This window comes from Altererythrobacter lutimaris, assembly GCF_013371495.1.
Classification (GTDB): Bacteria; Pseudomonadota; Alphaproteobacteria; order Sphingomonadales; family Sphingomonadaceae; genus Erythrobacter; species Erythrobacter lutimaris_A.
Genome location: NZ_JABWTA010000001.1, coordinates 1,788,417 through 1,808,706 on the forward strand (window position 1 = coordinate 1,788,417; position 20,290 = coordinate 1,808,706).

The 20,290-nt window shown below is 56.5% G+C and carries 18 protein-coding genes; 6 read left to right on the forward strand and 12 right to left on the reverse strand.

Translation table 11 applies throughout. The features are described from left to right. The first annotated feature begins 3 nt into the window (after positions 1 to 3). The 6 genes from HUO12_RS08600 to HUO12_RS08625 all read left to right on the forward strand — a co-directional run bounded on the left by HUO12_RS08600 (position 4) and on the right by HUO12_RS08625 (position 6,569). Positions 4 to 1,098, forward strand: a complete 1,095-nt coding sequence (locus HUO12_RS08600; RefSeq protein WP_176273172.1) for a hypothetical protein — start codon at positions 4 to 6, stop codon at positions 1,096 to 1,098. Further along, positions 1,098 to 1,901, forward strand: coding sequence for an ABC transporter permease (locus HUO12_RS08605; RefSeq protein ID WP_176273173.1), 804 nt, complete (start codon positions 1,098 to 1,100; stop codon positions 1,899 to 1,901). Before HUO12_RS08600 ends, HUO12_RS08605 begins: the two co-directional genes overlap by 1 nt. Next, entirely contained in the window at positions 1,898 to 3,331 is a 1,434-nt protein-coding gene (locus HUO12_RS14665) for an ATP-binding cassette domain-containing protein (RefSeq protein ID WP_332310393.1), read from the forward strand. The genes HUO12_RS08605 and HUO12_RS14665 overlap by 4 nt, the downstream gene beginning before the upstream one ends. Before the next feature lie 9 nt (positions 3,332 to 3,340). Then, the gene (locus HUO12_RS08615) at positions 3,341 to 4,744 is read left to right on the forward strand and encodes a glycosyltransferase family 4 protein (protein ID WP_217905182.1); all 1,404 of its coding nucleotides are present in this window, start codon (positions 3,341 to 3,343) and stop codon (positions 4,742 to 4,744) included. Between the two features lie 56 nt (positions 4,745 to 4,800). Continuing rightward, positions 4,801 to 5,931 carry a polysaccharide biosynthesis/export family protein gene (locus tag HUO12_RS08620; RefSeq protein WP_176274369.1) on the forward strand — a complete coding sequence of 377 codons (1,131 nt, stop codon included), beginning with the start codon at positions 4,801 to 4,803 and terminating at the stop codon, positions 5,929 to 5,931. A 101-nt stretch (positions 5,932 to 6,032) separates the two neighbouring features. After that, positions 6,033 to 6,569 (forward strand): c-type cytochrome, encoded by a 537-nt coding sequence (locus tag HUO12_RS08625; RefSeq protein WP_176273174.1) that lies wholly within the window; start codon positions 6,033 to 6,035, stop codon positions 6,567 to 6,569. A 189-nt stretch (positions 6,570 to 6,758) separates the two neighbouring features. Here the strand turns inward: HUO12_RS08625 and hemA are convergent, their stop codons facing one another. The 12 genes from hemA to bchB are packed head-to-tail and all read right to left on the reverse strand — an operon-like array spanning position 6,759 to position 20,288. Then, positions 6,759 to 7,979: a 5-aminolevulinate synthase gene (gene hemA / locus HUO12_RS08630; RefSeq protein WP_176273175.1), complete on the reverse strand. Its 1,221-nt coding sequence runs from the start codon at positions 7,977 to 7,979 to the stop codon at positions 6,759 to 6,761. A gap of 4 nt (positions 7,980 to 7,983) precedes the next feature. Beyond that, on the reverse strand, positions 7,984 to 8,832 hold the full coding sequence (gene puhE / locus HUO12_RS08635) for a putative photosynthetic complex assembly protein PuhE (RefSeq protein WP_176273176.1): 849 nt from the start codon (positions 8,830 to 8,832) through the stop codon (positions 7,984 to 7,986). Beyond that, positions 8,826 to 9,887 carry a magnesium-protoporphyrin IX monomethyl ester (oxidative) cyclase gene (gene acsF, locus HUO12_RS08640; RefSeq protein WP_176273177.1) on the reverse strand — a complete coding sequence of 354 codons (1,062 nt, stop codon included), beginning with the start codon at positions 9,885 to 9,887 and terminating at the stop codon, positions 8,826 to 8,828. Before acsF ends, puhE begins: the two co-directional genes overlap by 7 nt. After that, positions 9,884 to 10,171, reverse strand: a complete 288-nt coding sequence (locus HUO12_RS08645; RefSeq protein WP_176273178.1) for a hypothetical protein — start codon at positions 10,169 to 10,171, stop codon at positions 9,884 to 9,886. The genes acsF and HUO12_RS08645 overlap by 4 nt, the downstream gene beginning before the upstream one ends. Further along, the gene (gene puhC / locus HUO12_RS08650) at positions 10,168 to 10,683 is read right to left on the reverse strand and encodes a photosynthetic complex assembly protein PuhC (protein WP_176273179.1); all 516 of its coding nucleotides are present in this window, start codon (positions 10,681 to 10,683) and stop codon (positions 10,168 to 10,170) included. Before puhC ends, HUO12_RS08645 begins: the two co-directional genes overlap by 4 nt. Then, a complete protein-coding gene (gene puhB, locus HUO12_RS08655) occupies positions 10,680 to 11,306 on the reverse strand; it encodes a photosynthetic complex putative assembly protein PuhB (RefSeq protein WP_176273180.1) in 627 nt (208 codons plus the stop codon). The genes puhC and puhB overlap by 4 nt, the downstream gene beginning before the upstream one ends. Continuing rightward, positions 11,303 to 12,067, reverse strand: a complete 765-nt coding sequence (gene puhA / locus HUO12_RS08660) for a photosynthetic reaction center subunit H (RefSeq protein WP_176273181.1) — start codon at positions 12,065 to 12,067, stop codon at positions 11,303 to 11,305. Before puhA ends, puhB begins: the two co-directional genes overlap by 4 nt. A gap of 22 nt (positions 12,068 to 12,089) precedes the next feature. Then, positions 12,090 to 13,472 carry a BCD family MFS transporter gene (locus HUO12_RS08665; protein WP_232367347.1) on the reverse strand — a complete coding sequence of 461 codons (1,383 nt, stop codon included), beginning with the start codon at positions 13,470 to 13,472 and terminating at the stop codon, positions 12,090 to 12,092. Positions 13,473 to 13,516: 44 nt separating this feature from the next. Continuing rightward, positions 13,517 to 14,233: a magnesium protoporphyrin IX methyltransferase gene (gene bchM, locus HUO12_RS08670; protein ID WP_176273183.1), complete on the reverse strand. Its 717-nt coding sequence runs from the start codon at positions 14,231 to 14,233 to the stop codon at positions 13,517 to 13,519. Further along, the gene (bchL, locus tag HUO12_RS08675; protein ID WP_176273184.1) at positions 14,233 to 15,129 is read right to left on the reverse strand and encodes a ferredoxin:protochlorophyllide reductase (ATP-dependent) iron-sulfur ATP-binding protein; all 897 of its coding nucleotides are present in this window, start codon (positions 15,127 to 15,129) and stop codon (positions 14,233 to 14,235) included. Before bchL ends, bchM begins: the two co-directional genes overlap by 1 nt. A gap of 25 nt (positions 15,130 to 15,154) precedes the next feature. Beyond that, entirely contained in the window at positions 15,155 to 18,742 is a 3,588-nt protein-coding gene (locus HUO12_RS08680) for a magnesium chelatase subunit H (RefSeq protein ID WP_176273185.1), read from the reverse strand. Next, positions 18,732 to 20,288: a ferredoxin:protochlorophyllide reductase (ATP-dependent) subunit B gene (gene bchB, locus HUO12_RS08685; protein WP_176273186.1), complete on the reverse strand. Its 1,557-nt coding sequence runs from the start codon at positions 20,286 to 20,288 to the stop codon at positions 18,732 to 18,734. Before bchB ends, HUO12_RS08680 begins: the two co-directional genes overlap by 11 nt. Positions 20,289 to 20,290 lie beyond the last annotated feature (2 nt).

The window sequence follows — 20,290 nt, forward strand, 5'->3', positions numbered from 1 at the left end:
GTGATGATGGAACGGTTGAAAGCAGTCAGCCCGTTATTTCTTGCGATCGTCGCGCTGCCGACTTTGCTTGCGATGGTATATTTCGGCTTACTCGCGGAAGACATCTATGTGTCGGAGTCGCGCATCGTTGTGAGCAGCACGACGAAATCCAGCGCCTCTCCGATCGACGCCGTGTTGGGATCCACTGGTATCTCCACGTCAAATCAGGAAAGCGACGCCGTGACAGAATATGTCATGTCGCGGGACGCTCTAGAGGCGGTGAATGCCGACGGGCTCGTGCGCGAGGCCTATGGCAATCCGGCAATCTTCGCTCTTGACCGGTTCGGCTGGCCAATTGGTGACAGTTTTGAGCATCTGTACTCATATTTCTCCGGCAAAGTGATGATCCAGCCGGGGGACAGCCAGCGCGTGCTACGCCTTAGCGTTGAGGCTTACACACCCGAACATGCGCGGGAAATCAATGAAAGGCTCCTCAAAGGTGCGGAGCAATTGGTCAATGATTTATCCAACCGTGCGCGCAGCGATGCTATCGAGTTCTCTGAAGGTCAGGTTGTGGAAGCACGTGAAAAGGCTAGAGCTGCATCGCTTGCTCTTGCCCGGTTTCGAGACCAGCAAGAGGTGATCGATCCACAGCTACAAGCTCAAGTCGGATTACAAACCATCGCGCAGCTTCAAGATCAGCTAACCGCTGCACGAACACAGCTGCAGCAAATGCAGGCCTACACGCCGAGAGCCTCGCAGATACCATTCTTACGCACACAGATTGCGCAGCTTGAGCGAGAGATCGATGCGCAAACTGCAAAGATCGCAGGCGGTAAGGAATCTCTTTCAACCAATGCAGCACGTTTCCAAGAACTCACGCTTGCATCCGAGTTTGCAGAACAGCAGCTCGCCATCGCTTTGGCATCATTGCAAGAAGCGCAAGCGGAAGCGCGACGCCAACAGGCCTATGTGGAACGGATCTCGGAGCCCTCCCTGCCAGATTTTGCGATTTACCCGCAGCGCTTGCGCAATATTTTCGCGACGCTGGTTTTGGGATTATTGGCTTGGGGTGTGATCGCCATGCTCCTCGTCGGAATAAAAGAGCACCGCGAGTAATGTCTGAAAGCGCTCAGGCAGCTCCTTCCTTGAAGGAAAGCTTTCGCACCACCAAGCGCATCATTGGCGCTTTGCTTGTGCGCGAGATGCTGACGCGCTTTGGCAGACATAATATCGGTTTCCTTTGGCTCTTTCTTGAGCCTATGATGTTCACACTCGCTGTCACAGCGCTGTGGACAGCCACCAGGTCCTTGCATGGAAGTGATTTGCCTATCGTGGCTTTTTCGCTGACCGGGTACTCTAGTGTGCTGCTCTGGCGGAACATGCCGGGCCGCTGCATCGGCGCAATCGCTCAAAATGCCAGCCTGATGTATCACCGCAATATCAAGGTTTTGGACATCTATTTCGCGCGCCTTTTGCTGGAATTCGGCGGAGCGACGATTTCGTTCATCGCACTTGCTCTGGTTTTCATTGCAATCGGGATTCTTGAGCCCCCCGAGGACGTATTGAAGGCTGTGGCGGGTTGGTTTTTGCTCGCATGGTTCGGCTGCGGGCTCGCCATCACCTTAGGTTCAATTGCGCATCATAGCGAGCTTGTATCGAAATTCTGGAATCCTGCATCTTACATCATGTTCCCGCTCTCAGGAGCCGCCTTCCTGGTTGCGGCATTACCGAAATTTGCTCAGGAAATTGTTCTGATGTTTCCGATGGTTCATGGCGTTGAAATGGTCCGTGAAGGATGGTTTGGAGACCGAGCACAAGCAATTTACGACGTATCCTACCTCATCAGCTTCAATTTGATATTGTCGGTGGTTGGCTTGATGTTTGCCCGATGGACATCGAAACGGGTTGTTCCTGAATGAGTGAGCGCGGCCTGATCCAAGTGCGCGATGTGCACAAATCCTATCCGACGCGCTTCGGTGAAAAGACCGTGCTGCGCGGAATCAATTTCGACCTCGCGCGAGGGGATCGCCTAGGCATTCTCGGCCGTAACGGCGCGGGCAAATCAACACTGATCAGGCTGATCAGCGGAGCCGAGAAGCCGACCTCTGGAACCATCGAGAGTTCGATGTCCATTTCTTGGCCCTTGGCATTTGGCGGCGCGTTCCAGCCACAATTGACCGGCGTGGACAACGTCCGTTTCATAACTTCGATTTACGATCAGGACTTTGATCGGAACATCGCCTTTGTCGAAGATTTTGCGGAGCTAGGCCCTTATCTGAGGGAGCCTGTCCGTTCCTACTCGTCAGGTATGCGGGCGCGGTTGGCATTCGCAATTTCGATGATCATCGAGTTCGATTGCTTCCTTATCGATGAAATCGGTGCGGTTGGCGATGCTCGCTTCCACGATCGCTGCAATCATGAGCTCTTCGAAGTGCGCGGCGATCGCGCGATGATCATCATTTCGCACAATGCCAGCTATGTGCGTCAGAACTGCAATCGCTGGGCTATCCTTCACGAAGGCAAGCTCACGCTTTGTGATGATTTTGAAGAAGCTTACGAAGAGTACAAAGAGCTGATCGGCGCGAATACTCGCGCTCAAGCCCAGCCGGTGAGCTTTACCAATCGTGCGCGAATGATTGAATCCTCTCAACACGCTGCTCTTTCTGACGAACGCTTTCGGGCACTCACACAGCAGGCTGATTGGGCGCGCGACCAAAAGCAACGACAACGCGCCGCAGAGCATTACGCGAAAGCGCTGGCTCTCTACCCGTATCAGAGCAGCTATTGGGCCCAGCTGGGTCACATGCACAAGGAACAAGGTGAATTTGCAGAAGCAGAGGTCGCATATCGGACCTCTGTTGCTTTAGGCAAACCGATTGCCGACGTTGAGCCGCATATTAAGAATGTCGTGAAGAAACAGGCGGGCGATTATTACTACTCCGCCATGCATTTGCCGAGCGATGGTCCTGCCTCAGAGCAGCCGCCCACACGGCCGGATATAGATTGGTTGAGTTGGATGTTACGCGGGCAAGCTCAGCCATCGACCGATGAGTATCTTCGCGCGCTGCGCCTTTACCCCAATCTGGATTCGCTCTGCGCTTCCATGCTGACGGAGCAATCGGACGCCCTTGCCGGCGAAAAATGCACAGCTCAGGATGCTGCGAGGTTACGCCAGTTTGCGATCTGCCAATTTGGCGATGCACTGCCAGATGCTGCGCGCAAGCAGCTTGAGAAATCAGGGGCATCGCCGGAGAAACTGCTCGCCGCGCTCAAGCAGCAGGGCGCTTTCGCGCGCTGGCCGAAAACTGCCGCCGCTCTTGCCGCTCAAGATCCGCAGATGGCGGCTTAGGGGCTATCCATGGACGCGCAACCAAAAGAGCCCATTGGCGCCGGTCGGCAAGCCTCATCAACCGGCAAAACCATCCTGATCGATGGCTACAACCTCGGACTTGAGAAGGGTACCGGCGTTGCCACCTATGCGCGCAATCTCAGCTATGAGGTCCATGAGCTTGGCCACAGAGTCTCTGTCCTTTACGGCAATCGAAGCTCTTATCAGCGCGATGAGCTCCTGAACGAGATTTCCTTTTTCGATGGTCCTGTAGAACCCAACAAGTTCTTTGCATTTGTTGAGCTTGCCAAGCAGGCATTGCGGGGTGGCCTGAGTTACAACGCAAGGCCCGTGCCCATTTCCGGAAGAGTTGTGACCCAATCCTTCTCGTCGCAACTGCCGTATTTCGATGCGCTCCATAATTCCAACCAGATCTTCAAGAACGCGCAAGCGGCGTTCTCGATTTGGAAGAGGCTTATCAATGTGCGTTTGGATGAGCAGCCGGATTTGGCGCATTGGACCTATCCGCTGCCTGTAAAGCTTGTCGGTCGGCCCAATATTTACACGCTGCATGACCTTGTTCCGCTGCGGCTGCCGTACACCACCTTGGACAATAAGCGCCGTTATCTAAAACTGATGCGCTTACTGCGAGACAAGGCAGACCACATCGTTACAGTATCCGAGAACTCCAAACGCGATCTTGTCGAGCTTATCGGCATTCCCGAAGACAGGATCACAAACACGTATCAGTCTGTCTCAATCCCGGCGAAATATCGCGAGAAGCCGGAAGAACAGGTCGAACGCGAAATCGAAGGCATCACTGGCTGTGATTACAAGGAATACTTCCTGTTTTGGGGGTCTCTTGAGCCGAAAAAGAATATCGGGCGGATCATCGAAGCCTATCTTTCAAGCGATGTTGATACGCCTCTGATCATAATCGGTGCACAAGCTTGGAAAGAGGACAAGGAACTTGCTTTGCTTAACGTGGCAAAACGGTCCCCAGAGGCTGAACCTCAAGAGAAAGGCCGTCCTCCCCGTGCTCATGCTGGCAACACACGCCGACGTCGGAACCAGAAGCAAATTATTCGCATGGATTATGTTCCGTTCAGCATGCTCGTAAGCCTCATTCGCGGCGCAAAAGCCGCGCTGTTTCCTTCGCTCTATGAAGGATTCGGCTTGCCTGCATTAGAAGCTATGCTGTTGAATACGCCGGTGATTTGTTCCAACACATCATCATTGCCGGAAGTTGTCGGAGATGCAGCCTACATGGTTGATCCATACGATCCGCAAGCCATCACTGAAGCGATTCGTGCACTCGATGCCGATGCGGACATGCGCGCTGATCTGATTAAGCGCGGGGCTGCGCAAGCCGCGAAATACAGCCCAGAAAATCATCGCACTCGGCTCCAATCAGTCTATGAGAAGTTTCTGTGAGCGAAACTAGAACATCTAACTCCATATTCCGTATCATTGGTGCATGCTTGCTCGCGATGGCGGTGAGTGCATGCTCCACGTTGGGAGCTGGCGGGCCTGGCAGCGGCACTGTTCGCGGCGCCGATAGTGAGACCTATGCAGCCGCAGATATTGCCGTGGTGCAGTTGGATGGGGAGACCAACGCGCGCATAGCTGCCACGCAGGAAGCACAAAGCTTTGCCCAAGTGTTTGGAGAAGCGGAATTTGTCGCTCCGAAGCTCGCAAAAGGCGATATCGTTAGTGTTACTTTGTGGGAAGCACCGCCAGCAGTTCTGTTCGGACAACAATTGATGGGCGCCAGTCCGATTGGAAGCACAACTTCGCAAGGGGGCTCAGTGCCAGAACAACCGGTAGATGAAACAGGTTCAATCACTGTCCCGTTCGTCGGAAAGATCGTTGCAGCTGGACGCACGACAACGCAGGTGCAAGATGCTATTATGCGCGAGCTTCGTGGACGAGCAAACGATCCACAGGTCCTCGTTCGACTTGTAAGCAATCAAGCCAATACGGTCACTGTGATGGGTAGGGTTGCTCAAACACAACGTGTTCCCCTTTCTTCACGAGGCGAACGCTTGTTGGATGTGTTGGCTCAAGCTGGCGGCCCCGTTCAGGAAATCGAACAAACCACCGTGAGAATTGCTCGCGGCAACGAAGCTGCTTCGATGCCACTCGACGCAGTAATCCTAGATCCTGCGCAGAACATTTCTCTGCAAGCTGAAGACATCGTAACTGTGGTGAACAAGCCCTATAGCTTTATCGCTCTGGGCGCCTTGAAACGTAACGCAGAAGTGCCATTCGAAGGATCGGGCATCTCTCTTGCTCAGGCCTTGGGCCGGGCTGGTGGCCTGCGCGACGATCGAGCGGATATACGCGGCGTTTTCATATTTCGGTTCGAAGATGCTGAAGCGATTGATCCGGCCATATTAAGCGGACTGCAGATCACTCAAGATGGCCGCGTGCCCGTAGTTTACCGTCTCGATCTGTCACAAGCAGCAGGATTGTTTGTGGCTCAGGACTTCCAAATACGTGATGATGACGTACTCTATGTGTCGAGCGCTCCGGGTGCCGATTTGCAGAAATTCCTGCAAACGCTTTCGAATGTCGCGCTCTCGACCATCGCGATCAGCAACTCGCTTGATAACAACTAAAAAACTTTTCGACCTTGCGGCACCAATCCTGAGTTGAAGCGTTCAGGACCAGTTGATCAGAATTTTAATCCGATCTTGAGAATGACCTTAAGGGGATAACGATGAAGAAACTGCCACTTACACTGGGTGCTCTTGCTCCCATCGCTCTGCTGGCTGCTTGCGGCGGCGGCAGCGAAGAAGCAGCGCCGAGCGATGATGCAGCGCCAGCAGCAACTGAAGAAGCTGCAGGGGATGAAACCGCTGCTGCAGAACCAGCAGACGAAGCTCCTGGTGCGCCCGCGCCGGACAATACAGAGACTGTTGACGGCACTATCCTCGCAAACTTCACGGGTGATGCGGCTGCTGGCGAGAAGGTCTTCCTGCAGTGCAAGTCATGCCATGTGCTTGAGCCTGGTCAGAACCGGATTGGTCCATCACTGGCAGGCATCGTAGGCCGCGCAGCAGGTACTGTAGAAGGCTATAATTACACAGAAGCCAATGCGAACAGCGGCATCACTTGGTCAAAAGAGAAGATGTTCCAGTACTTGGAAAACCCGATGCGGGTCATTCCAGGCACTAAGATGGCATTTGCAGGCCTGAAAGATGCTCAGGATCGTGCAGATATCATTGCCTATCTGGAAACTGCTGGGGCGGAATAAGCTCAAGATTAGTCGAGCTGGTCAATCGCCTGGCTCACTCAGAAAAAAGGGCGCGCTCCGTATATCGGACCGCGCCCTTTTCCTTGCCCGGTCGGAGGGAGTGTCCGGGCCTGCGCCTGACTTGATCAATGGGAGCAATCAAGCCGGGCCGGTTTGCCGAGAGAACGGCAAAGCCAAAAATCCTCGCGATCAGGCGGCGATTTCTCCCCGCGCCAATTCGCATTGCGACCAGATGTCGCTGAGCGCATGGATCAAACGATCGATGTCTCCATCACTATGAACAGGTGATGGCGTGATCCGCAGACGCTCGGTTCCAACCGGCACTGTCGGATAGTTGATCGGCTGCACATATATACCGTGGTTATCCATCAACCAGTCGCTGATCATTTTGCATTTCTTCGCGTCGCCAACCATCACAGGAATGATGTGGCTGGGATTAGGAAGGTGCGGAATGCGCAGCATGTCGAGCTTGCGACGGACAGTCGCAACCCGGTCGCGCTGCGCTTCGCGTTCAGCATCGCTATGCTTCAAATGCTTGATGCTGGCACACGCCCCCGCGGCAACTGCAGGCGGCAAAGCAGTTGAGAAGATGAAGCCGCTGGCAAAGGTGCGAACGAAGTCGACCAAATCAGCCGAAGCAGCAATATACCCGCCCATCACACCAAACGCTTTGCCCAGTGTGCCTTCAATTACAGTGATGCGATCCATCAGGCCTTCGCGCTCTGCGACGCCGCCTCCGCGCGGTCCATAAAGGCCAACCGCATGAACCTCGTCGATATAGCTCATCGCACCGTGCCTTTCGCAAACGTCAAGGATTTCTGCGATCGGTGCGATATCGCCATCCATTGAATAGACGCTTTCGAATGCTACCAGCTTGGGCACGTCGGGCCCGTATTCAGAGAGCATGGCGTCGAGATCTTCGACATCATTGTGCTTCCATATTTTATACGGCGCACGCGAATGACGAATGCCTTCGATCATGGAAGCATGGTTCAATGCATCAGAGAATACCACGCATCCAGGAATCTTGTTGGCAAGCGTGCCGAGCCCTGCCCAATTCGACACATAGCCGCTTGTGAACAGCAACGCAGACTCTTTGCCATGCAAGTCCGCCAGTTCATTTTCGAGCAGCACATGGTGATGGTTTGTGCCTGAGATATTGCGCGTGCCGCCAGCGCCTGCACCGCATTCGTCCAGCACTTTGTGCATGGCTTCCAACACGACCGGGTTCTGCCCCATGCCGAGATAGTCATTGGAACACCAGACGGTCACATCCTGTGTCCCGTCATTCACATAGCGGGTTGCATGGGGAAAGCTGCCCTGGTGCCGCTTGATCTCTGTAAAGACGCGATAGCGCCCTTCCTCGCGGACCTTCTGGAGCTCATCGGCAAAGAATGTGTCGAAATCCATGATTTCAGCTTTCCTCTTTTGTTATTTGGGTTTGCGCCGCTGAAGAGCGGGCTGAAACAGCTTTGTTGAGTGTGTTTGATCGCCACGCAGACTGCGGCAGCGCCCAACCCCACAGCGCGCCATCACGAAATGGCAATGCGAGAAAGAAATGCTCGACCAGGCCCAGGCACGCGAGCGCAAACAGCAGGCTCGCGCCGATAGCCTCTGGGCTGCCGGGAGATGCGAGATATGCGCTCTGCCCGATGACAAAGCTCAATGCACCGATACCAAGTATCGCCAGCAGCAAGGCCGGGCTAAAGCGGTTCGCCCCATAATAGCTGCGAAGATACCCCAGATGCGGCGGGAGAATATCGGTGTGCGTATTGGGCACGCCTGAATAAATGCAGAGCTTCGCGCTCAGACGCAGGCCATAAAGCAGCGCGAACGTCATCGCACCGATCTGATTGACGGCATTCCAAGTGAGGGAAATCAGGATGAGCGCGGACAGCAGCAACGCCACTTCGTGATAAAGCAGTGTTGCGCTCGCATGCACAAACCGCTCCCAACCTCGCGCACCATCAGGACACGCCTCGCGCCGCGGGCCAGCAGCCGCCCCTGTAAGGAAGCTCACTTCGTGCCATGCCCAAACCATCAAGGCGCCTGCGAAACTCGCATAGATCGCGAGGCTCGCTGTGCTCGCCATAGACAGCCAGATCACAACCAAGCCCGCGATGCCAACCGCTCCAGCCAGCACAAGGCTGCGCGGGAACGTCGTCCGCGAACGGTTGTCGATCCATGCGATCAGGCCTGTCGCCAGAAACCAGATCGCGATCGTAACCAGAACAGGCAGTATATGGCCGCTCCAGCTTACCATGCAGGCTGAAGCCTTGTGGTTTGCGGTAGCTCATTGGGACGCGTGCGGTGCACATAAAGGCGAGCGAAGTTGAAACCTGCTCCAGCCATTCCAGCAACCCGTTGCAAAGCGCCTACAATGCCGCCTCGCTCCTTGCCCGCTTCGATTCTCTGAGCAGCCCTCAGCAAAGCATCCATCTTGCGGCGGAATGCCGGGTCATCAATGTCAAGCTCCACTGGGAAGACCTGCCGGCTGATCTGATTGCAGATCCCGAAGACTTTGTAGTCATACTCCGTCGGATCAATTCCGAGTGCGGCGTGGAACACTGGCCGGTTGTGATCGCGCACATACATGGTCGCGTAAACCGACAGCAGGAAGAAGCGTACCCACAGCTTGTTATGTCCTTGCAGGAGCTTGGGGTCCGCGCGCATCAGCATCGCAAAGGCCTCCCCATGACGAAACTCGTCATTGCACCACTCTTCAAACCAGCTGAAAATCGGATGGATCTGCTTGTCGGGATTTGCCGCCAAATGCCGATAGATCGAGATGTAGCGCGCGTAGCCAATCTTCTCCGACAGATAGACCGCGTACCAAATGAATTTCGGCTTGAAGTAAGTGTATTTCTTGGTCCGCGTCAGGAACCCCAGATCGATCCCAATGCCTGCATCTTTCAGCGATTCATTGATGAAGCCCGCATGCCGGCTTTCATCGCGCGCCAGCAGTTTAAAGAGCTGCTTCACGTCAGGATTTTTCGTGCGCTTGGCAATCTCTGCATAGAGCACACAGCCGGAAAATTCTGCCGTTAGCGAGCTGACGAGAAAATCGATGAACTCTGCGCGCAATTCCGGTTCGAGCCGATCAATCGCGCCTGTAAAGCTGTCGTCTTTCTTGAAATGCTTCTTGTTACGATCCTCGATCATCTCATTGATCAGCGCATCCCATTCTGCCCGCACGGGCGAGACATCGATAGCATCGAGCGCATCGAAATCGGTGGTGTAAAAACGCGGGCTGAGAACGGTGTTCTCCTTTGCCATGTCCATGGCATCATCGCGCGTGATCGGGGTGTGTGCGTTCATCTGGCCCTCCCAGGGTTGAAGCTGACCTCATAGAGCTCCTTGAGGTCGAAATAGGCCGCGAGCTTCGTCCAAGCGCGGGCGATCCAACCTGCGCGCGTCACTGTGGCCATACGGTTGAAAGTCACCCGCTCCCCGAAGCGGACCTGGATCGGATCACCGTGCACGCGGACTTTGTCGCCAGGCTCGATAGCGAGATTACCATCAAGCTCGACATGTGCGTGAAAGTGATCCTCACTCTGCTCGACACTGATCAAGCAAGGTGTATCGAATTTGCGAATACTCATGATGCCTCTCCCATTGGCAATAGCTTCGCGAATGTGACACGGTTGTCCGACCCGAATGCCCCTAGCTCGATCATCCGACCCGTTGCGGTGTCAGTGAGCGACAGTGAGCCGTCAGCCCAGGCAGTCAGGACGAAAGGCGGCTCTGATCCGATCCCATGCATGCGGCGCTCGCGCGCCAGGCCGCGCATGACCCCGCGAATAAAGCCCCCGCCTTCGGTTTCTGCGCCAATGACAGCGATGGATGAGCCGTCACTAACGTCAGAGATGATCACCGCACCATCTTCGCGATCATCGAAGCGAATATCGCGCGATGCGATGGCTTGCACCTGCGCTTTTTCACGTTCGAGTTGCGGGATAGCTTCACGCTCCAAGAACCCGAGCGATACAGCGGAAGTCAGGACTAGCGATAGTATCACAAGAGCGCAGGCAGAGATGAGCGCCGCGCGGGGCACTGTATTCTCATGACTGTGACCGTGACCGCCACCGTGAGAATGAGCATGGGCATGCGTCATGCGGGCGCTCCTGTCAGGCGGTCATTCGTGACATGCTCGCTCGCATCTTTCAGGACTTCACCCGCTTGGTGCGGCGCTATCGCAGCGCAGCTCTCTGCCAGCATACGCGCGACTTTCTCCACTTCAGGCAATGCGCGCAGCATTGGCTGCGGCTCGCGGAAATGGAACGGACGCACATGCGGCCAGAACACCGCATAACCGAGCCGATGAGCGGTCGTCAGCGAGACGGCGATATCGCCGAAGCCTGACCCGTGAGGACGTAAGTCCGCTGCCCCGATCACTTTTAAGGGCAGATTGATGCATTTATTTAATGCAATACCGATTCTGAACACGATACGCTTGTTAGTGATGGTGTAGACCGTGGTCTTCGCCACCAGCACAGCAAAGCCTGCCAGCAGTGCCAGTACAACCAGCCCGGCAAGGCCCGTTGCAATCGCTCCGCCCAAGCCGCCGCTTGCAAACGCAAACGCTGCTAGCAGAACGAAATAGCCTGCTACCCAACGAGTGTAGAGTGCGCTGCGCGCAAACACTCGCCAGTCCGGGGAGCCCTGCCAGACGACGTGCTCGCCTTCTGGCAGATCCTCCGGAAGACCGCGGATCGGTTCAAAATCGTATTCCATCATATAAACGGCTCCTGCCGGTCACGGTTCGCGTAGAGGTAGCCGCCGCCAAAATAGGCCATGATCCGCTCTTCCTCATCGCGAGTGATTTCACCCGGTGTCGAAAGTTGCGGCACGCCGGCGTAATCCTCTGCATTGATTGCGTCGAGCAAGACACGGCCGCCCCAGATGCGCGCCATGTTGAACGGTGCGAGGACTTTCACGCTGCCGGTGTCGACTTCGAAATAGCGGATCACATGCTCGGCATGATCGACCCACAGATCGCTGACCGTCCCCGCGGTTTTGCCGTCTGCGGCAATCACAGGAAGGCCGCGCGGATCCTTGCTCAAGGGAGCAATGCTGATCTTGTCTGTCGCAGAGAGCGGCCCGAGACGGTTGTGCCCATGCGCGTCCTGATCAGGCCATTTCGCACGCTGCGCATATCCGGCAGGTCCAATGCCATCGGTCAGCGGATTGCCGGTCGGGATATAAGGTGAACCGTTGAACGGCTCGCGCTGCTTCGCTGCGATATCAACCGGATCGCGATCATTCGCATTTGGTACACTGTATGTGCCTTTGCCATTTGGCAGAATGAACGTCTTAGTCGGCGCTTTGCCCAGCGGCCCGCCGTCAGGCAGCAGCTTGCCGTTTTCTTCTTCCAGCGGATAGCCTTCGCGGCGATCCTCTCGCCGGATCCAAACGATCAATGCGAAGAAGAACAAGAAGAATAGGAGGAGCGCGAGCTCCGCCACATCGACTGTTCCTACGAAATTGCCATTGTCCATCGGTCTTTCCTTTCCCGCAAACTCAAGTTGGGAATTCAGCAAGCCCAAACGGGTCTTGCTCGCTTGTATTCTCGTCAGGCTGCTCGCGCCCGACCAGCGGACCGATCACTATCAGCGTCGCCAACAAGAGCAGGATTTCGAGAAAATAGACCGCGCCATAACCAGAGGCGCGTGTTGCCAGTGTGGTGCCCAGCGCATCGCTGAGCGCGAAATAGGCGACGACATCGCGCAGGATGCCGCCGACCAGAATGGCAATGCCAGCGCAGGTCGCCTGGACCGCTCCCCATGCGCCTAACGCGATACCGGACGAACCGCCTCGCGATAGAGCCATGACAGCAACCAGAGAGCCGACTGCAAAAAGGCCATTACCAAACCCGATTGCGAGCGCGCCGAAAGCCAGCAAAATGGCTAGCTCCAGCGGCGCTGCGAACATTATAAGAAGAAATGCGAGTACGCCGACAGCAAGGCCGTATCCAGCGATTCGCAATGCCCGGAAGCCTTTGGAAAGCATGCTTCCCGCAAGCGCGAAACCAAGCAGAGTGCCAAGCGCCCAACCGCCGGTCAGGCTCGTCGTCGCGCCGACTGATAGAGAGAGTATCTCGCCGCCATAAGGCTCAAGCAATGCGTCTTGCATGGCAAAAGCGCCAGCGCCCAAGCCGATTGCCACAAGCATCCGGCGGGTTTGCGGATCGCTTGTGAACGCTTTCCACTCAGTCGAGAAATCAGGGCGCGGATCATCACGATTGGTGAATTCCGGACGGCGCGCTTCCTGTTTCCAAAGCGCGATCAGATTGAAAATGAAGGTAAGCGCAGCAGCGCCCTGGATGACCTGCACCAGTCTGGTGTGCGTGTAGTCAACAAGCAGGCCGCCCATCACGAAGGCTGCGAACATCATTCCCACGAGCAGCATGACATAGAGCAATGCTACTGCCCGCGGACGCTTGTCAGGCGGTGCAAGGTCAGTCGCAAGCGCAAGACCAGCGGTCTGCGTCACATGAATGCCTGCGCCTGTCAGAATGAAGGCAAAGGCGCTCGCGCCGACACCCAATGGGAATGTTGCAGGTCCGCTCAGCAAGATCAGCGCAAACGGCATGATCGCAAGGCCGCCAAACTGCATGGTCGTGCCGAACCAGATGTAAGGCACGCGACGCCATCCGAGTACAGAACGGTGATTGTCAGAGCGATGACCGATCAAGGCGCGGAAAGGCGCGATCACCAACGGGAGCGCAATCATCGCAGCGACGAGCCAGGCCGGCGTGCCGAGCTCAACAATCATGACCCGGTTAAGCGTGCCATTCAGGAGCACAGTCGCCATGCCGACGCTCACTTGAAACAGAGCGAGCCGCAGCAATTGCGACAGCGGCAAATCAATGCTCGCCGCATCCGCAAAGGGCAGCCAGGACATCGCTATCCGGCTCCACCGTGCAGAGAAAGGCTCGCCAGCCGCCATCAGCACCTCACCAATTGCATCGCGTGAGACGTATAAAAGCCGCTGGAAACACGCTGGCTACGGCCGATCACCCAGCCGTCCATTTGAGCAAGCGCTTGGCGCAGCCGGCCTTCAGCAATCGGCACAATTGCAGGCGATCGATCACTGCGCGGAAAGAACTTCCCGACTTTGTGCATCGCGCCCAACATCTTTGTGTGTGGTGCGAATGTAAAAGCGATTGAGGCAGAACAGCGCTCAGTCAACGCGCCAAGAGCTGCGACCATGTCTTCTAGCTGATAATGGATCAGCGAATCCATCAATACGATGTGGTCGAAATCGCCCAGATCTGCGTTGAGGAAATCGCCTGCCTGCCAGTCAATCTTGCCGTGGCCAAGGAATTGCGGTGCGCGCTCACGAGCAATATCCACCAGACCGCTTGCAATATCGACGGCGGTAATTTCTGCTCCGCGAAACGCCGCTTCAACAGCCAGCGCACCCGTACCGCAGCCTGCATCGAGCAGCTTCATGCGGCGCATGTCGGTGGGCAGCATGGATAAGAGAATGCCGCGCATTTCTTCTCGTCCCGCCCGCACAGTCGCGCGAATTCCGCTGACTCTTGCGTCCGAGGTAAGGTCAATCCAAGCCTCGCGCGCAGTGTCGTCAAAATAGGCCGCAAGCTTGTCACGCTGCATGCCATATTGCGTCGAGTGGAAAGGATCGGGTGCGTGTGTCGCCATCACTCGAACCCCAGGAAATCAAAGATATCGCGATCCTTCATCGGATTCGCTTCGAGGGGATCAACTCCGTCCCAGAGCAGCTGAGCCAGTCGGATGTATTCCATCTGCGCTGCGAGGACTTCCGGCGACTCTTCCATTTCAAACAGAGTGCATTTCTTGAGGCGGCTGCGACGGATCGCATCCAGATCTTGGAAGTGCGCGAGACGCTTCATGCCGATGGCATCGCTGAAACGGTCAATCTCGTCGGTCTCACGACTACGGTTTGCGACAACGCCAGCAAGGCGCACGTCGTAATTCTTCGCTTTCGCACCGATGGCCGCGACGATACGGTTCATCGCGAAGATGCTGTCAAAGTCGTTTGCAGCGACCACCAGAGCGCGCTCGGCATGCTGTAACGGAGCTGCAAAACCGCCGCAGACAACGTCACCCAGTACGTCGAAGATCACCACATCGGTGTCTTCGAGCAAGTGATGCTGCTTGAGCAGTTTGACGGTTTGACCCACGACATAGCCGCCGCAGCCTGTACCTGCCGGCGGGCCGCCTGCTTCAACGCACATCACGCCGTTATAGCCTTCGAACATATAGTCTTCAGGACGCAGCTCTTCAGAGTGAAACTCAACCGTTTCCAGCACGTCGATCACTGTCGGCATCAGCTTCTTTGTCAGCGTAAAAGTCGAATCGTGCTTGGGATCGCAACCGATCTGCAGCACGCGATGGCCAAGCTTGGAAAACGCCGCAGACAGGTTCGAAGACGTCGTGGATTTTCCGATGCCGCCTTTGCCATAGACCGCAAACACCTTGGCGCCTTTGATCTCGTCGCGCGGATCGAGCTGCACTTGAACGGAGCCCTCGCCATCAGGCTGGCTGAAGCGGGTCTTGGGATCGAGCAGGTTCATGGCGTTTCTATTCCTCTCTGGCCGATCATTTGGCCGCGACCACGCCTTCCAGGCGGTCTTCCAGCTCGTCGCTGGCTGCTTGAAGGGCTTCCAATGTTTCATCATCCGGCTCCCACAGCCGGCGTTCGCATGCTTCGAGCAAACGGTTTGCAACACGTGCCGAGCTCTTGGGATTTAGCTCCGCCAAACGCTCGCGCATCGCTTCATCGAGCACGAAAGTGTTGCTGATCTGCTGGTAGACCCAGGGCGCGACCTGACCGGTCGTCGCAGACCAGCCCATGGTGTTCGTCACATGGCCTTCGATGGCACGCACCCCTTCAAAGCCGTGTTTGAGCATGCCTTCAAACCATTTCGGGTTGAGCGTGCGCGTGCGGGTCTCGAGATCGATTTGCTCCGCAAGCGTCCGAACCTTCGCGTTCCCTTGCGTCGCATCGACGATATAGACAGGTGCATCCTCGCCGCGAGCGCGCGCGACAGAGCGGCTGATGCCGCCCAGCCCATCAACATATTGATCAAGATCGGTAATACCGACTTCGACGCTTTCGAGATTCTGATAGGTGAACTCTACGTCTGCGAGCGCGCTGCGCAGCATCTCGCGCTGCTGAACCGGCTGACCGGACACGCCGTAAGCATAGCCTTTTTGGGTCTCGAATGAATTCGCGAGTTCGTCAGGATCAGCCCAAACCCCGCCGTCGATCAGCTGATTGACATTGGCGCCATATGCGCCCTCATTATTCGAGAACACACGCAAAGCAGCTGTCTCAAGATCGCACTCGTGCGTCTGTTGATGCGTGAGCGTATGCTTGCGCACGAAGTTCATCTCGTCCGGCTCTTGCGCTTGCGAAGCCAGCAATGCCGCCTCTGCCAGCATGCGAGACTGGAGCGGCAAGAGATCGCGGAAAATGCCCGAGAGCGTCATGACTACGTCGATGCGTGGACGGCCAAGCTCCTCCAGTGGAATAAGCTCAGCCCCAGCCAATCGGCCATAGGTATCGAGCCGCGGACGCGCACCGATCAAACGCATGGCTTGTGCTATCTGCACGCCTTCGCTCTTCATATTGTCGGTGCCCCACAGCACCATAGCGAGGCTTTCAGGGAAAGGAGCGCCGCTTGCGACATGACGCTCGATCAGCTGGTCAGCCTGTTTGGCACCTTCTTCGCAGGCAAATCGCGACGGAATGCGGAACGGGTCGAAGCCGTGAATATTGCGCCCCGTGGGCAGCACTTCAGGATTGGCGAGCAGGTCACCGCCCGGCGCTGGCCGCGTATATGTGCCATCGAGCGCATGAATGAGCGCACCCATTTCATCGCAGCTATCGAGCAGCTCGCTTAGCGCCTCGCGATCCGCATCAGGATCAGCCTGCTCCATCGCATCGAGCAGACCGTCACGTTCTTCGCCTTGCGCCTGCGCGCCGAAGACATGCAGGCCATGCGGGATCAGTGTCTGCTCAAGCTCGTAGAGATCGCCATGCAAGGTCGCGATATCCTTAAGCTCGATATCCAGAATCTCGCACTGATCAGCGATCAGCTCTGCAAGGCTATCGCGCTCTTCGCCCGCTTCGGTGCTGCGCCACCGATCGACACTCGCTTTGAGCTCAGCGAACCCTTTGTAGAGGCCGGCCTGCGCCAAAGGCGGGGTCAGATAGCTGATCAGGCTTGCAGACGAACGACGCTTGGCAACCAGCCCCTCCGTCGGATTGTTCGACGCATAAAGATAGTAGTTGGGCAGATCGCCTAGCAGCCGCTCAGGCCAGCAATCGCCTGACAGACCGGCTTGCTTGCCCGGCATGAATTCTAGCGCGCCATGCGTGCCAAAATGCACTGCAGCATGCGCACCGAATTCATTGCGGATCCAGCTGTAGAATGCTGCGAAAGCGTGTGTCGGCGCAAAGTCACCGTCGAACAGCAAGCGCATTGGATCGCCTTCATAGCCAAAGCCGGGCTGCACACCGACAAAGACATTGCCAAAGTGAGCGCCCAGGACCTGGATATGCGACCCGTCGGACTGGAGTTTGCCAGGGGCTGGCCCCCACTGCGCTTCTATTTCATCGAGATGCGGCTGCTGACGCACATAGTCGTCTGCGCTGATCCGTGCAGCGACATTGGCGTCCGTACCAAACCGCTCTGAATTGCCGCCAAGGATCGCATCGCGCAGAGCGTCGACGCTCTCTGGAACTTCAACATCATACCCTTCTGCCGCCAAGCGAAGAAGCGTTGCGTGAAGCGATTCAAATACAGCGAGGAATGCTGCTGTGCCGGTTGCGCCGGCATTGGGAGGGAAGTTGAAAATGACCAAAGCGAGCTTGCGATTTGCGCGCTCAGCCTTGCGAAGCTGGATAAGTTTGAGCGTCTTCGCAGCCAATGCTTCTGCGCGTTCGGGGCAGCTTTGCATCGCGCGCACATTGCTTGAACTCTCGACTTTGCACCGCCGCTCGCAACCCGTGCAATGACCGTCTTTGCCATCAATGCGCCCGCCAAAAACGCTAGGGACGGCTGAGCCATCCAGTTCCGGCAAGGAAACCATCATGGTCGCTTCAATCGGCAGCAAGCCCTGATGCCGGTCCCGCCATTCTTCGATCGACTGGAATTCCAATGCGTGCGCTGCAATATACGGCACATCAAGCTCTGCCAGCATGTTGCTCGCCGCTTCCGTGTCGCTGTAAGCGGGGCCCCCAACGAGCGAGAAACCTGTCAAATTGACGACCGCATCGACCGTCGACTTGCCGTCTTTCATGAAGAATTGTTCGACCGCAGGGCGCGCATCAAGTCCGCTCGCAAAAGCCGGAATAACCTTTAGCCCTTCCGCTTCCATCGCTTTGATAACGCCATCGTAATGGCCTGCATCATTGCCAAGCAGGTAAGATCGCAACAGGATCAACCCGACTGTGCCGTGCTTGCCTTTCTTGCGCTGAAGCAAGCGAAGGCTTTCTGAAATGCGTTGATCCTTGCTCGGGTGGTAGACACCGTTTTCAGGGTATTCGAGCGGCGGCTGAGCTTTCGTATGTCCGCGCCGAGCGAGCCGGTCTCCAGCGGCGTAACGGTCAATCAATGCGCGCACCATCGCAACGACATTCTCTTCCGAACCCGCCAGCCAATATTGCAAAGTGAGGAAGTAAGCCCGCACATCCTGCGCAGTGCCCGGTATGAACCGAAGGATTTTTGGCAAGCGGCGCAGCATCTTCATCTGCCCCGCACCAGAGCTTGCCCCTGCCTTTTTCGATCCGCGCAGCCGCTTAAGCAGTGCTAGCGGGCCGTTGCTCGGTGCATCCATGCGGTAATTGCCAAGCTTCGTCAGCTTGACGACTTCGCCAGCGGACATCAGCCCGAGGATCGCGTCGCAATCCTCACGGCGCTCTTCCAGTGCGGGCAGAATGGCGCGGATGTGATCATCGAGAAACAGCATCGTCGCAATGATGATGTCGGCTTTTGCGATGTCTGCCTTGGCCGCCTCTAAAGCTGCTTCATCGCGATCCCAGTCAGCTGCTGCATGCAGATCAAGCGTGATCTTCTGATCCCGTAGCGTCGCGCTCGCTCGCTCAACCGCCCCTTTAAGGTGGTTGTCCAGCGTGACGATCACGACACGCACATTAGGGAAAAAGCTGCTACCGGGCATAATGCGCCTTTGCATCGTACAATGTGGCGAGATCGATCTCTGGCCGTCCTTCCTGAGCGGCATATGCTTCCGTGTTGCGACGCGCCTTACCGCGCACGAAGAACGGGATTTTCTTTAGCTCGCGCTCGGCTTCCGCCGTCCAAAGTGAGCCATCGGCTGTCGCCACGACATCGACGGGGGCAGGCTCTGCGCTGTCATTCGCAGGCATTTTCGGTGAATGCGCTGCGTGATGCGAGGGGCCGGCTTCGTCGGAAAACTCGAAGTCTTCGCGGAACATTGTGAGCAAGTGCTCTTCAAGCCCCATCACCAGCGGATGAACCCAAGTGTCGAAGATCACATTTGCGCCTTCAAAACCCATTTGCGGAGAATGCCGCGCAGGGAAATCCTGCACATGGACAGGTGAAGAAATGACCGCACAAGCCATTCCCAGCCGCTTGGCAATGTGACGCTCCATCTGAGTGCCAAGGACGAGCTCTGGCGATGTATCAGCAATCGCGCGTTCGACTTCCAGATGGTCGTCGGTAATCAGCGGCTCGACACCGTATTTCTTTGCTGCAGCGCGAACGTCGCGGGCGAATTCGCGGTTGTAGCAACCAAGCCCTACCAGCTCGAAGCCAAGTTCTTCGACGGCGATCCGGGCTGCCGCCACTGCGTGCGTGGCATCGCCAAATACAAAGACCCGTTTGCCCGTCAGATAGGTCGAATCGACAGAACGGCTCCACCAAGGCATGCGCGAACCATCATCATCGAGCGCAAGCGCCGGATCGACCCCTGCAAGAGCAGCGACAGCTCTAATGAACTCGCGCGTTGCACCTACGCCAATGGGAACGACGCGTACTGCCGGTTGGTTGAATTCGCGTTCCAGCCAGCGCGCTGCTTCGTCTCCGATCTCGGGATAGAGCACGATATTGAAGTCCGCTTGGCCAATCTCACGGATATCGTGCGGTGAAGCGCCCAAAGGCGCGACGAAATTGACGTCCACACCAAGCTTGCTGAGGATCTTTTCGACTTCGATCACATCATCGCGGTGGCGAAATCCGAGCGCTGACGGGCCAAGGATATTGACCATCGGGCGCCTGCCATCAGGCGCGGTGCGCACGACATCCTTGTCAGCCAGATGCCGGACAATCTGATAGAAGCTTTCCGACGCGCCCCAATTCTCTTTGCGCTGATAGCTCGGCAGCTCAAGCGGAATAACCGGACACTCGAGCCGCATAGCTTCTGCCAGACCTGCTGGATCGTCCTGGATCAATTCAGCGGTGCAAGACGCACCCACCATCAGTGCGTCAGGCTTGTACCGTTCAAGGCAATCAGCTGCAGCGTCCTGAAACAACTGTGCCGTGTCTTTGCCAAGATCACGCGCCTGGAATGTTGTGTAAGTGACCGGAGGCCGCTTGCCGCGCCGTTCGATCATCGTGAACAGCAGATCGGCATAGGTGTCACCCTGCGGCGCGTGCAGGAGGTAATGCATGCCTTCCATGCCAGTCGCGACGCGCATGGCCCCAACATGGGGCGGGCCTTCATATGTCCAGACTGAAAGCTGCATCG

Coding starts and splice junctions, on each gene's coding strand:
- HUO12_RS08600 (WP_176273172.1), top strand. CDS start 4: ATGATGGAACGGTTGAAAGCAGTCAGCCCGTTATTTCTTGCGATCGTC.
- HUO12_RS08605 (WP_176273173.1), top strand. CDS start 1,098: ATGTCTGAAAGCGCTCAGGCAGCTCCTTCCTTGAAGGAAAGCTTTCGC.
- HUO12_RS14665 (WP_332310393.1), top strand. CDS start 1,898: ATGAGTGAGCGCGGCCTGATCCAAGTGCGCGATGTGCACAAATCCTAT.
- HUO12_RS08615 (WP_217905182.1), top strand. CDS start 3,341: ATGGACGCGCAACCAAAAGAGCCCATTGGCGCCGGTCGGCAAGCCTCA.
- HUO12_RS08620 (WP_176274369.1), top strand. CDS start 4,801: ATGGCGGTGAGTGCATGCTCCACGTTGGGAGCTGGCGGGCCTGGCAGC.
- HUO12_RS08625 (WP_176273174.1), top strand. CDS start 6,033: ATGAAGAAACTGCCACTTACACTGGGTGCTCTTGCTCCCATCGCTCTG.
- hemA (WP_176273175.1), bottom strand. CDS start 7,979: ATGGATTTCGACACATTCTTTGCCGATGAGCTCCAGAAGGTCCGCGAG.
- puhE (WP_176273176.1), bottom strand. CDS start 8,832: ATGGTAAGCTGGAGCGGCCATATACTGCCTGTTCTGGTTACGATCGCG.
- acsF (WP_176273177.1), bottom strand. CDS start 9,887: ATGAACGCACACACCCCGATCACGCGCGATGATGCCATGGACATGGCA.
- HUO12_RS08645 (WP_176273178.1), bottom strand. CDS start 10,171: ATGAGTATTCGCAAATTCGATACACCTTGCTTGATCAGTGTCGAGCAG.
- puhC (WP_176273179.1), bottom strand. CDS start 10,683: ATGACGCATGCCCATGCTCATTCTCACGGTGGCGGTCACGGTCACAGT.
- puhB (WP_176273180.1), bottom strand. CDS start 11,306: ATGATGGAATACGATTTTGAACCGATCCGCGGTCTTCCGGAGGATCTG.
- puhA (WP_176273181.1), bottom strand. CDS start 12,067: ATGGACAATGGCAATTTCGTAGGAACAGTCGATGTGGCGGAGCTCGCG.
- HUO12_RS08665 (WP_232367347.1), bottom strand. CDS start 13,472: ATGTCCTGGCTGCCCTTTGCGGATGCGGCGAGCATTGATTTGCCGCTG.
- bchM (WP_176273183.1), bottom strand. CDS start 14,233: ATGGCGACACACGCACCCGATCCTTTCCACTCGACGCAATATGGCATG.
- bchL (WP_176273184.1), bottom strand. CDS start 15,129: ATGAACCTGCTCGATCCCAAGACCCGCTTCAGCCAGCCTGATGGCGAG.
- HUO12_RS08680 (WP_176273185.1), bottom strand. CDS start 18,742: ATGCCCGGTAGCAGCTTTTTCCCTAATGTGCGTGTCGTGATCGTCACG.
- bchB (WP_176273186.1), bottom strand. CDS start 20,288: ATGCAGCTTTCAGTCTGGACATATGAAGGCCCGCCCCATGTTGGGGCC.